We start from the raw sequence: 14,830 nt of genomic DNA, 5'->3' as shown, positions 1-14,830 counted from the left end.
TAGGTTTGCGCCAAAACCAGTCGTTGTGGTTGTGTCTTACTGCAACGCACACTTGACGCTGCAGGGTGCCCGACCGGCAGCGTCCCCGAGAAAGAAGGAGAGCAGCCGGTTGGCTAACCAGAGTCCGCTGGACCGGCATTTGTCGTCATTGGTTTCGGCACGGCTTTAATACCGTTCTCCCTGAACGCGGTTTGGACCGCCACCAAGGCCGCGCGGCGGATCATCGACTGCTTGCCGGGTTTTGCCGTAAACGACGCCTTGATGATCAGCGTCCCGTCCTCAACGTCGCCGATTCCTTTGCTCTTGAAAGTTTCGATGAGGTCTGGGGCAAGCTCCGGGTCGGCGGCGATGTCCTGCCCGATCTTTTTGAAGAGCCTTCGGACCAATTCGACGTCGGTGTCGAACGCAACACGAAAGCTCAGCTTTTCGATCGCCCAATCGCGACTGAAATTCTGGATCTTGCCGATCTGGCCATAGGGCACCGTCGCAATTGCACCACGCGAGTTGCGCAGCGATACGGACCGTATAGAAATCTTCTCCACGGTTCCCTTGGCACCCGACGTCTCGATGTATTCGCCGAAACGGAAGGCATCGTCGATCAGGAAGAAAAGTCCGGATACGACGTCCTTGACAAGCGTCTGCGAACCGAAACCGATCGCAAGCCCAAAGACGCTCAGGCCGGTGATGAGCGGCCAGACGTTGACGCCTTGTGACACCAGGATCGAGAGCAGCGCCAGTGCTAGAATACTCGATTTTCCGACGGCGCTGATCAGCGGGACGATCGTGCCCAGTCTCGAACGAGGTACTCCTGGCTCTCCACCGCCGAGCGTAGGACCCGCTACGAGCACGGCACGCTCTGTCACCGTCCCGACCACATTCCAGAGAAAGGCCGCGACAAGCGCAATCAACGCCATCCCGAGCGTGTCGCGCGCGACGCTTCGCAATTCGAAGCCAAGTCCGAGAGCCAATGGCGTCGCCCATAGCACACCCAACATGGAAAATGCACCAATCAGGATGGCAAAGCGGAGTGTCTGCCGCCCAGCCGCAGCAGGGATGGAAATGTCCGGGGCCTCCAACTTACGCTGCGCCCAGCTTCCGAGCATCGCATCGAGATGCGGTGTTAGAAGCAGCATGAGGACAGTTACAATCACCGCTGATCCGGGGAGCGGCGCCCCCAATGTCAGAGCGGTCTGGCTGCTGACAAACGTGATGACGAGAAATCCGATGACGATCGCCGGCCAACATCGCGAAAGACGACTGCGCCAACGGCTGCGCGGGTGCGGACCGGCAACGGCAGCGGCCATCGTGCGTTTGTGTCGCCACACCATACCTGCAAGCAAAAGGTAGGCCGGGATGGCCATCAAAACCGTCCGCGTCAGATCCCTGAGGCCCGGCCCTGCATCCCAAATCTGCAATGTGGTGACAAGGGCAACCCCGACTATAGCCCAACCTATAGCGATCGACAGGTCACGGGACAGAGCCAGCACATGAAAGGACCGGCCGCGGACCTCCGGCCGTCGCGATGCTGTCAATATAAGTCTCGTCAGATATAAAACGACAAAGACAACGACAGTCGCAACCACCCATAGCCGAAGGGTTCGCAAAGGCAGGGCCGGCGGCGCAAGCATTCGAGCTGCGACAAGACCCACCGTGAGAGCAACGCCCATGGCCGCTGCACTCAATCCAAATCTACGCCAACCGGCACTCGTGGCAGTCCATTTGTTCACTTGCAGCGCTAGCACGAGGAAGGTGCCCGCCGTCAACACAACTACCAGGACGATTGCAAGGGAAAGCAAGACCGGCGAGGTCGATGCACCCACCAGGAAGCTCCGCAAGTTTGCCAACTCGCCGGGCAGATCCGACAAGGCGGAGAACCGCGCCCTCAACCCCGCCGCAAAACCGTCGGCACCCTTCTCAATGGACAATATCGCGGAATTGACGTCCAAATCGGCTACGGTCTCTTCGCTCACACTGCCTGTTCCTCTGTTGTGCTTCCACTTCGCCAACCTGTCATTGGTCCTGCAGAGTATTTGGCGGCGTTGCCATCGATGACTACATAAAGAATACCGATCTAGGCCGCGGCTCAGCACCGGCATCGGATGGTCAGCGCTGGCTTGCTATGTCTACTGCAGTGTCGCACTAATTGTGTTGGTGAGCCATGAGTTGTTGTTCGCAAAGAGGATCTGGTGCGGGATTGGCGCGCCTGAGCGTGTGCCTCTGTGACGGTGTGCGCGACGCTTCTAAAGGCTCGCGACTAAAGCCGAAACCACGGACCACGGCATGGTGAGATCACGAAGGCGAACATTGCCAGAGGCGGAACGACCCACGCACACCAGACCCTGAACCGGCCCACGATTGCGGACAGATTCTAGGCGCCTTAAAGGGAAGCGCCGTTCAAGCTCTGCAACTTACAGGTTTTGAGCCTAGCCGTCGCGGCTCGGGCTACTTCGTGATAGTTGGTCGAAGCAGGTGTAGACTTCACAACCTTGCGGGCGAGCTAGTCGTTTCTCCAAAAGCGGGCTGCTCTCGCTCAGCAAGTATATCGATTGTCAGGTGCATCGTTTGTCGGTTTTAGACCGACCTGCCTATACGGGAGGCGGTGTGGCGCATAGGCATGCAACACCAAACATCGACCGGATCGCGAAGGAAGGCGCGCGTTACACGAGCTGGTACCGCCAAGGCGAGCTGTACCAGATGCCGCCGTTGTTCACCCGCGTCCGCAATGCCCGGCCTTTCATTGAGCGCCTGGCATTTTTCATTCAGACTGATTTAATGTCACTGTTAATGGCATGAATTGACTCCTTTGAAAATTCATGACACATACAATGCCACGAACTCACTGGAGACCGAGATGGCAGAGACCCGCAGCTACAACAGTGCGCTCCGCGAGGAGAAAGCCCGCGAGACGCGCGAGGCAATCCTGCGTGCGCTTTACCGGCTGATGTGCACCGACGCCGGCCCGGACGAGATCAGCATGGACGCCATCGCCACCGAGGCTGGAATCCAACGGCGCACAATATTCCGTCATTTTCCGACCAAGGACGATTTGTTGATGGCCTTCTGGCCTTGGCTGAACGAATTGATCGGAGCCTCCATCGCACCCGACAGCGTCGCGGATATCGTGGCAGGTCCACAGGACGCCTTTCCGCGTTTCGATAACCACGAGGCAGCGATCCGTGCTTCGTTGCACTCGCCCACGGGGCGTGCGATGCGCTCGGGCATGGTGCCTGCCCGCCGTCTGCGCTTCGGCGAGGCGCTTGCTCCCGTTCTCGCCACCCTGCCGCCGGACGAGACCCAAAGGGTCGAGGCGCTGGCGCATCTTCTCTACTCGGCCTCCGCCTGGGAGGTCCTCAAGGATTACGGCGGTCTCACCGGCGCCCAAGCCGGTGAAGCCGCCTCTTGGGCGCTCGATACGATCCTGTCCGTGGTCGCCTCGGGCTCGTCACCGCGGACATGACTTCGAAAACCAAGGAGACAAGGAAAATGAGCATCTATGTGACAACGAATGAGGACGGCGAGGCCCGCTGGGTCATTGCCGATCGCGTCCGCTTTCTGGGCGGCATTGCGGGCGAACAGCTCGAACTGATCGAGGTGGAGATTCCACCGGGTTCCGGCACGCCGCCGCACAGCCACGCCTCGCCGGAGCTGTTCTATGTGATCGACGGGGTGATTACGATCCGCCACTTCCCGGCCGACAAACCACCGGTCGTGATTGCAGCCGCGGCAGGGACATCGGTGCGTGTCGATGGACACACACCGCATAACTATGTGAACGAAAGCGGCAGCCCGGCGCGAATGCTGGTACTGATCGAGCCATCGATGACGGCGTTCTTCCGCGAGATAGGCACCTCTGAACCCCAGGTCGCACCCGACTTTGCCCGCATCGGCGCCGCCATGCAACGCCACGGCATCGAAGCCCTTCAGATGGCGTCCTGACCGCCACCTGACACGATCGCCACATACCTGACTGTGGACAAGGAGCCGGTAAATCCGACGGGCGCGCTTCCGGCCGAAAGAGCGCTCGTTCAACGTGCCGACTTTTGTCAATAGGGCCTGAATGATGCGAAGGCGGTGACTATTTGTCACGCGGATCGCGAGCGCGGACGAGAAATTGACACGAGCAGGATTTCGCGGTGGCGGCTTTCTGGTCGATCGCAGCCAGTGAGCTTCGGCCGCTTTGCGCCGATCTCATCGTCGCATCGCCCTTGATGAGCGCAATACGTTGGATCACCAAGTTGCGCAGAGCCCGGAGGGACAGCAGGCTCTCACTGCGCCATGCTGGGGGCCATGTCACGTTGAATCTCATGACCGGTGAATGTAAAGAGGCTCGATCGAAACCTGCGCATGAGGTGCGTTCGCGAAGTAGCGGTGCTGCCGGATTGCGCCGGGCTCGTTTCACGTCGCGCCGACGTGGTCGGTGGAAACTGCCCGAACCTGCAGGATGCGGTCGATAAGGCCCCATTCCAATGCCTCTTCCGCCGTCATGAAGCGGTCGCGATCCATCGCTTGCTCGAATTCTTCGTAGGTGCGGCCGCAATGCTCGGCGTAGAGCCTTGTCATGCGATGCTTGGTCTTCTGCATTTCCTCGGCATGGATCAGCATGTCCGATGCATGTCCTTGGAATCCGCCTAGCGGCTGATGAATATGAATGCTGGCATTGGGAAGCGCAGTGCGTTCGCCCGGCTGGCCGGACATCAACAAGAACGAGCCCATCGAGCGGGCGGTTCCCATGCACAGCGTGTGCACCGGGGCGTGAATGTAACGCATCGTATCGTACATCGCGAGACCGCTGGTTACGACGCCACCTGGCGAATTGATGTAGAGATGGATTGGCCTTTTGGGGCTTTCGGCTTCGAGAAACAGCAATTGTGCGCAGACAAGCGCCGAGACCGTGTCGTTTACCTCCCCGTTCAGGAAGATGATCCGCTCACGAAGCAGACGGGAATAGATGTCGAAAGACCGCTGTCCTCTGCTCGATTGTTCGACGACCATAGGGACGAGTTGCATTGCTTCGCGCATCGGCGAACTCCAATCATTCGAGATTTTTCGGGGGCTTGCCGCGTCAGGCGGCGAGCATGAGGGGCGGGCTGTTGCCGTTGGCGACCGTTTTCGCCAGCCGCTCGAAGGTCGCTCCGGTCAGCTCGTGGAGGATCCGCAGGCTGGTTCCGCCCGATCCATTCGGGGCGATCGTGAAGGTGACGGTGCTTTCGAGATGGGGCGGGGTATCGTCGCGCATTTTGTAGCGGATTTCCTTGCCCGGCGTTTCGGAGAGCGACTGTGGCTCGGCAAGCGCCTCCCTCGGCAGCCACTTCTCCCGGAATTCCGCGATGCTGATCGCCCGCCAGACTTTCTCCGGAGACGCGTCCAGTTCGTATCTCTGCTCGAAACCGCTTTCCGGCACCTTCGCCTGCACCTTGGCCTTCACGTCGTTCATTGATCCATATCCTTCAGCAAGAGCTTGAGAGCGTCGATGCGAGCCGGCCAGTAGGCGCGGTATTTCGCCAGCCATTGCGCGATAAGGGCCAGCCCGTCCGGATCGACTTCATAGTTCACGAAGCGGCCCTCCTTTTGTTCGCGCACCAGCCTTGCCGCTCGCAGTACGGCGAGATGTTGGGACATCGCCGGCTGGCTGATATCCATGCCCTGGCGCAGCGTAGTGGCATTCATGCTGCCGTTCGCGAGCTTCTCGAAAATCGTGCGGCGGGTCGGATCCGCCAGAGCACGGAAAATATCATGTTCGATCATGAGAACACATAAGCACAAACTTATGCGATTCGCAAGGCTGCCTGGAGCCAGTTTGCAGTTTTATGTCAGGCATGCCTGTCTGGCCCATGCCGATGACGATACTCAAACGCTTGGGATTCCTGAGCGGCGGGCCAAATGAACAACTGTGTTGCTGGGGGATTCGTTATGAATGGACAGGAGGAAGGGACACTCCTTCAAGTCAAACCTGTCAAATGGATCCGCCTGTATCATTGCGACAAGCTCCAAGCCTCGTTTGTATTTCACGGGATCTGATCCTACCACGTTGGCCTGCTGCAAATTGTCTTGGAGATCGGCGACCTTTACAGGGCAGGCGATCTTGTTGTCGACTGCTCGAATAACAAACTGTCGGTTTCGTCTTTGCGGCGGGTCAGAGCGTTCACCGCATCAATGGCGCCATTGCTGAAGCCCGATTGTTGAAGACGTTCGAGGTTCCACCCGTCGCACTTCTCCACGATATCGTGAAGGAAAGCGACTGTCTTTTCTTTCGCACCTTCGACGCGATCAGCCACTAGCTTGCAGTGGCTGATGTACGGATTGCCGCTCTTGTCCATCTGCCCCTCATGAGCTTCGGACGAAACCTGTTGCGCCAACTCGAGTTCAGATACCTCGTCTTTTGAAATCTCGCCATGTTTTGACATCGAGCACGTCCTCCGCAGCGAAAACGCAACGGCTGTCTTCGCGGTTCCGCCAGCAGGCGCCGACATCGTCGCAGTCAACAAACAGTCAGATGACAGTTTGAAGCCCGAGTTCCACTACTCTGCCACTGGGAAGGCCGAAGTAATCGGTGGCGTTGCCTGCGTTCTGCGCGAGAACGATGAACAGCCGATCCTGCCAGAAGGGCATTCCGCCCTTCTTCGAAGGAAGGATGGTCCGGCGTGACAGGAAGAATGACGTCGACATGATATCGAACTTCAGTCCGAGCTTACGCACAAGCACCAAGGCGCGCGGAATGTTCGGCGTCTCCATGTATCCGAACGTAATCACCAGTCGGCTGAACAGAGGACTGAAACTCTCGAGAAAGATCTTCTCCTCGTCAGGCACGAACGGCTCCGTCGCGGTGACGACGCTGAGGATGACATTGTGCTCATGGAGGACCTTGTAGTGCTTCAGGCTGTGCAGCAACGCCGTGGGCGCGCCTTCGACGTCGCTCGTCAGAAAGACGGCCGTTCCGTGCACAGTGGGAGGCGGCCGCTTGGCAAGCCTGTGGATGATACCCTCGAGCGGAACTTCATCGGCACGCGTGCGGGCGGCCAACAGTCGGCGTCCCGCCATCCACGTCTGCATGATAAGGCCCATGGTGCATGCCACGGTGACCGGAACCCATCCTCCCTCAGGAAACTTGGCGATATTTGCGACGAAGAACCCGGCGTCAATGAGAAAGAGCGGGACGATGACGGCTGCAGTGGTCGCGGTCGTCCATTTCCAGATGTGCTTCATCACGACGAAGAGCAGCACGCTGGTGATGAGCATCTCGCCCGTAACCGCGATACCGTATGCGGCGGAAAGTCCGCTCGAACTCCTGAAATACAGAACGAGTGCTACGACGAATACGAAAAGGAACGCGTTCACTTGCGGCATGAAGATCTGACCGGAGTGTGTTTCCGAGGTGTGCAGGATCTGGAGACGCGGTAGCACATTGAGGTGCATGGCCTGACGAACAAGGGAATATGCCCCCGAGATGACTGCTTGGCTCGCAATGACCGTGGCCGCGGTTGCCATACACACGATCGGAACCCGCGCCCATTCCGGATGCATGTCAAAGAAGGGATGTTTCGTCATATCCGGGTTTGCAAGCACGAACGCGCCCTGTCCGAAGTAGTTCAGAAGCAGGCAGGGGAAGACGAGAAAAAACCATGCCGTCACGATCGGCCGTCGGCCGAAATGGCCCAGGTCCACATAGAGCGCCTCCGCCCCTGTGACCGCAAGAAACACTGCTCCTAGGACAGCGATCGCGTGCCCGACATTGCTCGAGGCATATAGAAAGCCATGAAGCGGGTTGATGGCGCTGAAGATTTCTAAGTCGTCGAGAATATGGATGCCGCCGCTTATTCCTAGAATCAGAAACCAGACTGCCATGATGGGGCCGAACACCGATGCAACTCCGCCTGTCCCGAAGCGCTGTACGAAGAACAGCACGGCAATGATGGTGACGGTGATCGGCACGATCCATCCGGAGAGCCCCGGGGCGACGACCTGGATTCCTTCGACGGCGGACAACACGGAGATTGCAGGCGTTATGATCGCGTCGCCGAGAAACAGGGAAGCGCCTGCGACGCCCAGAACGAGGATCCATGCTGGCTTCCCAGCGAAACTCTGGCGTGCAAGCGTCATTAAGGAGAGCGTCCCGCCTTCGCCTCGATTGTCGGCCCTCAGAACGAACGTTACGTACTTCACCGTGACGACGATCGTCAGAGCCCATACAATCAGCGAAAGAATGCCGAGCACGTTCTCCCGGTGCGATCCCGATCCTGCTGTCGCATGCAGAGCCTCGCGAAACGCATAGAGCGGGCTGGTCCCGATATCGCCGTAAACGACACCAAGCGCTGCCAAAACCAAAGCGGGTAACCCGCTTCGTGTCTCAATCGCCAGTTCCGGGTCTTCGGATCGGAGTTGCGGATAGGTCACCGGGCAGTCCTGATGGGAGTGAGTATCTTTTCGAGGTTACGGCTAATGATCTCGTTGAACGTCCGACAGTTCGATTGGTTCGAAGGGGTGAACCACACCGCTGTTTGATCCGTCATTTTCTCCGACCGGCGCAGAATCGTGCTTGTCTTGCGGTCCAAGCCCTACCAAATGCTCGGAGCGTTAGCTCGCGGCACGCGCGAGAACGTCAAAGCCCGGTCGCCATGGTACCAATAAACTCGTTCTCCTGACGCTGCGCCTGCCAGGATTGCGCGATACCTTACCACAGAGGTTCGCGATATTGCACAGAACCTACGCCAGAATGTTTGATTTTCAGGGACTTAAGTTGGTTGATCGCGTGACGCAGGTTCAATTCCGACGCTACACTCAACCGAAATCGGGCAGGACCTCCGGGTTTCACTGGTCCTTGGAATGCACCAGTGCGCAGCTCTCATTCGCGTGCGCTGCAAAGCCATTCCGGTTCGCGGCATCGCCACTCGGTCGATGCGAGCTCGCAGGGAGTGTTAACCATCGTATATCGCGTCCCGCAATCAGCGTCCCAACGTTGTTCAGAGTCCCACTCCCATTTGCGCATGACCTGAACTCCAGACTCCTAGAGTCCGCCACGCGCTACAGGCTGCAACCGGGATATTTGTAGAGGTCGGCTTGGGACAGATCGGGCGGGCATTTCACGGCGCCTGTGGCCTTCTGGCCGCATGACGATGCCTTAATCTGCGATATCGATGCATAACGCCCCTGAGAGACGCGAACCTTGACGCACTGCTTCTTGTCGGCGTTCCACCAGGTATTGTTGCCGCCCACGTCAACATAGCCCCGCGCCTGCATTTCGCTCTCGGCGCCAGCGGCTCGCGAGCCCACGAGGTCGGCGATATCGGATGGCGATTTGGCGAACGCGGCCAAGGGCACCAAGACTACGAGGCTGATTGCTATTGTCAGGCGCATGATGATTTCTCCCTGGCATACATACCGCGCAACGTTAGTAGAACCCAGTATCGTTGAGCAAGGCTGTGCTTAGACGACCGCTTGCTGCCGAAGACCCGCGGGCTTGACGTCCCCAAGCACCGCCCACTGCCAATCAGCCGGCCCCTCCCAAAAAACTGTAGATAACGTCGGTCACGCGATTTATTAGCAAAGACTAAATCTGCTACGCTTATTCGATCTTAGCAGTTAACGGCTCTATCGAATGACACAGAGGCTGATTTGCGAAAGACGGCTGTGAACAAAGAATACCTCGGGGCAGGCGCTCCGGTTCAGAGCAGCATCCTTCTGCGAGGTGCGCCATTCGACGCCCGCAATATTCCTCCATATTACCTGGACTTCTCATTCATCAAGCATGCTCTCAAGAGCATCTGCCGCGAGAACGGAATTGAGCGCGACCGCAGGGCAAGGGTCGAGGTCGCTGCTATGGTGATCGCCTTGTTTCAGGAAGGGGCACGTTCCGAAGTTGAAATCGTGGAACGCGCCCGCCAGAGGTGGTCGGAGGCAAGTATCCAATAGACACACCGAGCGGCTGCGGGTCGCGTTGTCCCAGGTAGCCAACGGCTGTCGGGGATCAGTCCACTCTCGACATTCCTAAACTGCACTAGATGCGGGATCCACATGGGTTTGGGCGCATTCGACACCCAAGCGGAGGGGTCTGCTTCGATACTTCCGTATGATTGTAATGTACTGGGGGTTCGGCGATCATGGTGTCGGTAGCCGCCGCGGCAGCACACCCGCGATTTTGATTGAGCTCAAGTCCGAAGGGTGCGTCTGGCAGCGTATGGGTCCAGTTTGTCCGTTTTTGCATACTGCTTCAAGTATCGGACATTGCTTTAGCCCTATGAAAATACGCTTGCCCAGGTATTCGTCTATTGATGACCGGGCGGCGCCGACCCGCCATGAAAGCAGGCCCGTCATCGACCCGCCATTCAACCAAGGTATCGGCCACACCTTCGTATAATGGAATGCGTGTCCGTTCGGATGTTTTCTTGTCACGGGACCGGGTAACATGTCCGCTTGCGGATCAGAAGCCTTGGATCCTCGACCAAGCGGCATTGGCATGGGGAGTATGTCTTATGGCTCGCCTTCTTTCCGTCAACGTCGGGTTGCCCCGCGACGTCGAATGGCAAAACAGGATCGTCAAGACGGCGATTTGGAAGAGCTCGGTCGAGGGTCCACGCATGGCGCGGACATTGAACATCGACGGCGATGGGCAGGCGGACCGGGCCGGACATGGTGGCAAGCAACGCGCGGTGTTCGTCTACCAGATAGACTCCTACCGGTACTGGGAAAGGCACTTGGGCCGAAGCGACTTTGTCTATGGGCAGTTCGGAGAAAACTTTACGGTGGACGGGCTTGCCGACGCCGAGGTCTGCATCGGTGACCGCTATCGCATCGGTGGGGCGCTGTTCGAGGTGACGCAGCCCCGTGTCACGTGTTATCGGCTCGGCATTCGCATGGACGTGCCCGAAATGGCGGCTCTGTTGGTGTTGCATGACAGACCGGGCTTCTATTTTCGCGTTCTTGAGGAGGGGTATGTCCAAGCGGACGACGCTATCATCAAGAACGCATCCGGAGAGGGCGGCATGAGCGTCTCGGAGATCAACGCGCTGCTCTACAAGCCTGGCCATCGCCGCGACCGATTGGAACGGGCGCTGCGCAATCCGGCGTTGAGCGATGGTTGGCGCCATTCGTTCCAGGCTTTGCTCACACAATCGGCCGAGGGCGCGAAGGTGACGGGAAATGCTGGCCTGACGGGCGTGATCGAGACGCGCCCGGCGTGGGGTGGCTTCCGCGAGTTCCGCGTTGTTCGCAAGACGCCGGTGGTTAATCACGTCACCTCGCTTGAACTCCAGCCGTTGGACGGGAGGTTGCTGGAGAATTACCTGCCAGGGCAATTCATCGTGCTCCGGCTGCAGCCACGCTCGGCTCCGCTCCTACTTCGAAGCTATTCACTGTCAGGCCGCGCGGACGGCCAGTGTTTCAGGGTAACCATCAAGCGGGAGCCGCACGGTGCTGCCGGCAGATTCGTAAGCGAAGAACTGAACGAGGGTGATCTCGTGGAGGTGAGCGCGCCGCGCGGCAGCTTCACATTGATCCGCGGCGACGGACCTGTGGCATTCCTGAGCGCGGGGATAGGGATGACGCCAGTTCTCGGCATGCTTCATGCTCTCGCGGCTGAGAAGTCTTCGCGGGAGATCTGGTGGCTCTATGGAACGCGCAGCAGCCTGGAGCATCCATTTGCACAGGAAGTACGCGAGCTCCTTCGATCGCTCCCGAATGCCCATGGCCACACCTGCTACAGCGCGCCCGCGCCAGGCGACCGACAGGGCACTGACTATGACTCGACAGGCCACCTGGACACGGCAATCCTCAAGACGCTTGGCCTTCCGATCGAGAGCGATTTCTACCTCTGCGGACCTGCGAAGTTCATGAGCGACCTCACGGAAGGACTTGCTGGCGTCGGAGTTGCGCGCCATCGCATCCACACCGAGATGTTTGGCTCCGGTTCATCCATAACGCCAGGAATCGCAACTTCGCCGCGACAGCCACCGCATCAGCCGGCTGGCGAGCCCGGCTCCGGAGGATTGGTCTCGTTCGCTCGCAGCGGATTGGCCGTGCGTTGGAACCCGAGCATGCACAGCCTGCTCGACTTGGCTGAGGCATGCGATGTGCCGGCTCGCTGGTCCTGCCGGACCGGCGTCTGCCACACCTGCGAGACCGGATTGATCTCGGGCTTGGTTACCTATCAACCGAACCCGATCGATGGAGCTGCGGATGGCAATCTGCTGCTTTGCTGCTCGCAACCGGCAGGTGACCTCGTCATAGACCTATAGCGGCCAGGGGTCGCACAAACGAAGGAATTGGACATGAGATCAGACATCGTTTCGGGAGCGGTTTTTCCAGACTACGAACTCAGCGATCACACCGGCAAGCGTCGAAAACTCTCGGAGTTGCAGGCCATCTATCCCATGGTGCTGGTTCTCAGCCGAGGCAGCTTCTGTCCCAAGGATCGACGTCAGCATGAGGGGTTGCTGCAGCTCTATCGAGAAATGGAGGTCGGGTATTGCAGGCTGGTGACGATCAGCACCGACACCATTGCCGAAGCACACGAGTTCCGCAGCGGCGTCGGGGCGCATTGGCCATTTCTGTCGGATCCGAGACGGACGATCCAGCAGGATCTTGAAATCGCGGAATACACGGACCCGGTTCATAATCCGATGATCCCCCATGTCATTGTCCTCGAACCCGGTCTGGTCGTCTACAAACTCTACAATGGCTATTGGTTCTTTGGCCGCCCGACAGTTGAGGAACTTCGCCAGGATCTGCGCGAGGTCTGCAAGAAATCCTGGCCCGACTGGGACATCACGCAACCGGAGTTGCGGTCCGCTTGGCAGGAAGGGCGTAAGGATATGTTCTTTCCCTATGGCAGATCCATCGCACAAACTCTGGCTGACGATTAGCTCACCGGTTTTCGGCGACCCGACAGAGTGCAACCAGTGCGGTTAGCAAGGCGACGGTGAAGGCGTCGTCGTGCTTCGTGACAACGGCTGGACCGACGAGGAGATCACCGCTCGCCTGCCGGGGCATCGAGGCGATCACACCTTCAGCCGCAGTTGACCGCGGCTGTCTGGGGCTCCGAGCCCTGATCGTCGAGGTGGTATGCCACCGAAGAACGGTGGACAGGCGCTTTTGACGACGACGCCCCAGACGCCACGGGATCGCGTCTGGGGCCGGTGGTGAACATCCGTGATGTCAAGCCCGGCGCGTCATCCGCTGCGTTCTGCGAGTGCTCGAAGGACGGCCTTTTCGAGGGCGTCGTCGAAGAAAGGTTTGAAAAGACAATCGGATGCGCCTTTTGCAAGGAGCCTTGACCGCTGGTTCTCGTCATGGTTCGCGGTTATAAAGACGATGGGGACCGGGCTGTTGCGACGTAGGAGCTCGCACTGCAGATCCGTCCCAGACATCCCCGTCATAACGACGTCGAGAAGCAGGCAGCTCGTCGTCGCAAGGGCGCCCGAAGCGAGAAACTCCTCCGCCGACGCGAAGGCGATGCTGTCGAGGCCAAATGATTGAATAAGCGCGGGCAGGGACTCGCGAACCGACACATCATCGTCAACGACCGAAACCAATGGACGAACGTTTTCCATGGCCAACTCCGTTGCGGCCACCACACGGTATATCTGTCAACCGGTCGGAACCACCGCCGGAACACGATTGAATCTAGGAGTTGTTCAACCTCCAGTACATTGTACCAAGGTATCGGTCCGCTGGCCCTTCTTGTCGTTTGCACGATTCAGGAACAGTCCCCGGCGTGGCTATCAGACACGCTATACCGCCAGCGATGTGGTACAGGACCGATTTCGGGAGGCCGCATGGTGGGGAGAACATCTTCGTGAATATCCCTGCGTTATTGGCGAGAGCGTCGATGGAACCGAACCGATCCACAGCCCAGCCAGCTACCAGCTCGGCCGTCGCCGGATCGCTGACATCGCCGTCGACGAGCTCGAGACGGGTTGACCGATCGGATTACCTGGCTTGCTGACGCGCCTTAATGTCCCGACGACGTTCCAGCCCTTGTCGAGAAATGCCTTCACCAGTCCGGCACCGATCCCCTGGGACGCACCGAGGCTTCAATCCTTGCTCCCATGGAAGCATCTCCCGAAATGGGACCTCAGGCTATTGTGCCAAGGTGTCTCCGATATATCGGATGTTGGTCTGGCGCGAAGGATAAACCTTTGCCGTGGTCCTCAATGCATGACTACCTGATCGCCGAGCCGGAGGCGCGCAAACATGGTGACAAGCTCGGGCAGAGAACGAGCATTCATTTTGCGCATCAACTGACCGCGATGCGCCTTAACGGTTATTTCGCTGATCCCAAGTTCGAAAGCCACCTGCTTGTTCAGGAGGCCGTGGACGACGAAGAACATGACCTCGCGCTCCCGGGGGCTCAGCATTTGATAGCAGGATCGAAGGGCGGCCAGCTCGCTATCTTCGCGCGTGAGTGCTGCACTGCGTTCCATGGCACTTCTTATGGCCTGCAATAGCGCAGCGGTGTCGATTGGCTTGGTCAGGAATTCGAATGCGCCGGCCTTCATTGCGCGCACAGTGGTCGGCACGTCGCCGAAGCCGGTTACGAAGATGATCGGTATCCTCCTTCCATCCGCGGTCAAAAGGCTCTGAAGGTCGAGACCATTCAAGCCCGGCATGTTGACATCAAGCACGAGGCAGCTCGGCCCAGCGGGTCGCGCATGTGAAAGGAAGTCCTTCGCGGAAGCGAAAAGCAGCGGCTGCCATCCTGCGGATGCGATGAGAAGTTCCAGGGATTCCCGGACGGACACATCGTCATCGACGATAAACACAACGGATCTCTCCAGAGCCTGGATCTGCGTCTTTGCCCGCTGATGTGCGGCCGCGATGGTACTGTACATAGCTTTCT

The 14,830-nt window shown here is 58.7% G+C and carries 14 protein-coding genes and 1 pseudogene; 5 read left to right on the top strand and 10 right to left on the bottom strand.

Annotated elements, in window-relative coordinates; genetic code table 11:
* Positions 1-113: 113 nt before the first annotated feature.
* Positions 114-1,970 (bottom strand): mechanosensitive ion channel family protein, encoded by a 1,857-nt coding sequence (locus AC1DPR_RS24120; protein ID WP_477817267.1) that lies wholly within the window; start codon positions 1,968-1,970, stop codon positions 114-116.
* A gap of 881 nt (positions 1,971-2,851) precedes the next feature.
* Between AC1DPR_RS24120 and AC1DPR_RS24115 the strand changes: the two genes are divergently transcribed.
* Together AC1DPR_RS24115 and AC1DPR_RS24110 are read left to right on the top strand one after the other, a co-directional pair.
* Positions 2,852-3,457, top strand: coding sequence for a TetR/AcrR family transcriptional regulator (locus tag AC1DPR_RS24115; RefSeq protein ID WP_477817266.1), 606 nt, complete (start codon positions 2,852-2,854; stop codon positions 3,455-3,457).
* Between the two features lie 26 nt (positions 3,458-3,483).
* Positions 3,484-3,936: a cupin domain-containing protein gene (locus AC1DPR_RS24110; RefSeq protein WP_018859110.1), complete on the top strand. Its 453-nt coding sequence runs from the start codon at positions 3,484-3,486 to the stop codon at positions 3,934-3,936.
* Between the two features lie 459 nt (positions 3,937-4,395).
* Here the strand turns inward: AC1DPR_RS24110 and AC1DPR_RS24105 are convergent, their stop codons facing one another.
* The 6 genes from AC1DPR_RS24105 to AC1DPR_RS24080 form a co-directional block, all read right to left on the bottom strand.
* Entirely contained in the window at positions 4,396-5,019 is a 624-nt protein-coding gene (locus AC1DPR_RS24105) for an ATP-dependent Clp protease proteolytic subunit (RefSeq protein ID WP_477817265.1), read from the bottom strand.
* Positions 5,020-5,062: 43 nt separating this feature from the next.
* Positions 5,063-5,434: an SRPBCC family protein gene (locus AC1DPR_RS24100; RefSeq protein ID WP_018859113.1), complete on the bottom strand. Its 372-nt coding sequence runs from the start codon at positions 5,432-5,434 to the stop codon at positions 5,063-5,065.
* A complete protein-coding gene (locus tag AC1DPR_RS24095) occupies positions 5,431-5,745 on the bottom strand; it encodes an ArsR/SmtB family transcription factor (protein ID WP_018859114.1) in 315 nt (104 codons plus the stop codon). Before AC1DPR_RS24095 ends, AC1DPR_RS24100 begins: the two co-directional genes overlap by 4 nt.
* 320 nt (positions 5,746-6,065) lie before the next feature.
* Positions 6,066-6,404, bottom strand: a complete 339-nt coding sequence (locus tag AC1DPR_RS24090) for an HD domain-containing protein (RefSeq protein WP_477817264.1) — start codon at positions 6,402-6,404, stop codon at positions 6,066-6,068.
* Positions 6,405-6,489: 85 nt separating this feature from the next.
* On the bottom strand, positions 6,490-8,391 hold the full coding sequence (locus AC1DPR_RS24085; RefSeq protein WP_477817263.1) for a potassium transporter Kup: 1,902 nt from the start codon (positions 8,389-8,391) through the stop codon (positions 6,490-6,492).
* A gap of 627 nt (positions 8,392-9,018) precedes the next feature.
* Positions 9,019-9,351: a hypothetical protein gene (locus AC1DPR_RS24080; protein ID WP_112648199.1), complete on the bottom strand. Its 333-nt coding sequence runs from the start codon at positions 9,349-9,351 to the stop codon at positions 9,019-9,021.
* Between the two features lie 273 nt (positions 9,352-9,624).
* Here AC1DPR_RS24080 and AC1DPR_RS24075 point away from each other — a divergent pair, with 273 nt between their 5' ends.
* The 3 genes from AC1DPR_RS24075 to AC1DPR_RS24065 all read left to right on the top strand — a co-directional run bounded on the left by AC1DPR_RS24075 (position 9,625) and on the right by AC1DPR_RS24065 (position 12,854).
* The gene (locus AC1DPR_RS24075) at positions 9,625-9,906 is read left to right on the top strand and encodes a hypothetical protein (protein WP_477817262.1); all 282 of its coding nucleotides are present in this window, start codon (positions 9,625-9,627) and stop codon (positions 9,904-9,906) included.
* Between the two features lie 560 nt (positions 9,907-10,466).
* Positions 10,467-12,227 (top strand): MOSC domain-containing protein, encoded by a 1,761-nt coding sequence (locus tag AC1DPR_RS24070; protein WP_477817261.1) that lies wholly within the window; start codon positions 10,467-10,469, stop codon positions 12,225-12,227.
* 33 nt (positions 12,228-12,260) lie between these two features.
* Positions 12,261-12,854, top strand: a complete 594-nt coding sequence (locus tag AC1DPR_RS24065) for a redoxin domain-containing protein (protein WP_477817260.1) — start codon at positions 12,261-12,263, stop codon at positions 12,852-12,854.
* Between the two features lie 306 nt (positions 12,855-13,160).
* Here AC1DPR_RS24065 and AC1DPR_RS24060 read toward each other — a convergent pair whose 3' ends face one another.
* The 3 genes and pseudogenes from AC1DPR_RS24060 to AC1DPR_RS24050 form a co-directional block, all read right to left on the bottom strand.
* The gene (locus AC1DPR_RS24060) at positions 13,161-13,541 is read right to left on the bottom strand and encodes a response regulator (RefSeq protein WP_169681996.1); all 381 of its coding nucleotides are present in this window, start codon (positions 13,539-13,541) and stop codon (positions 13,161-13,163) included.
* 235 nt (positions 13,542-13,776) lie between these two features.
* Positions 13,777-14,003, bottom strand: a pseudogene (locus tag AC1DPR_RS24055) (SDR family NAD(P)-dependent oxidoreductase); the annotation flags it as partial.
* A 138-nt stretch (positions 14,004-14,141) separates the two neighbouring features.
* Positions 14,142-14,822 carry a response regulator transcription factor gene (locus AC1DPR_RS24050; protein ID WP_477817259.1) on the bottom strand — a complete coding sequence of 227 codons (681 nt, stop codon included), beginning with the start codon at positions 14,820-14,822 and terminating at the stop codon, positions 14,142-14,144.
* Between the last annotated feature and the right edge of the window lie 8 nt (positions 14,823-14,830).

It is taken from the genome of Rhizobium sp. 01T417 (assembly GCF_056398905.1).
This window is presented reverse-complemented; position numbering and strand designations above follow the sequence as displayed.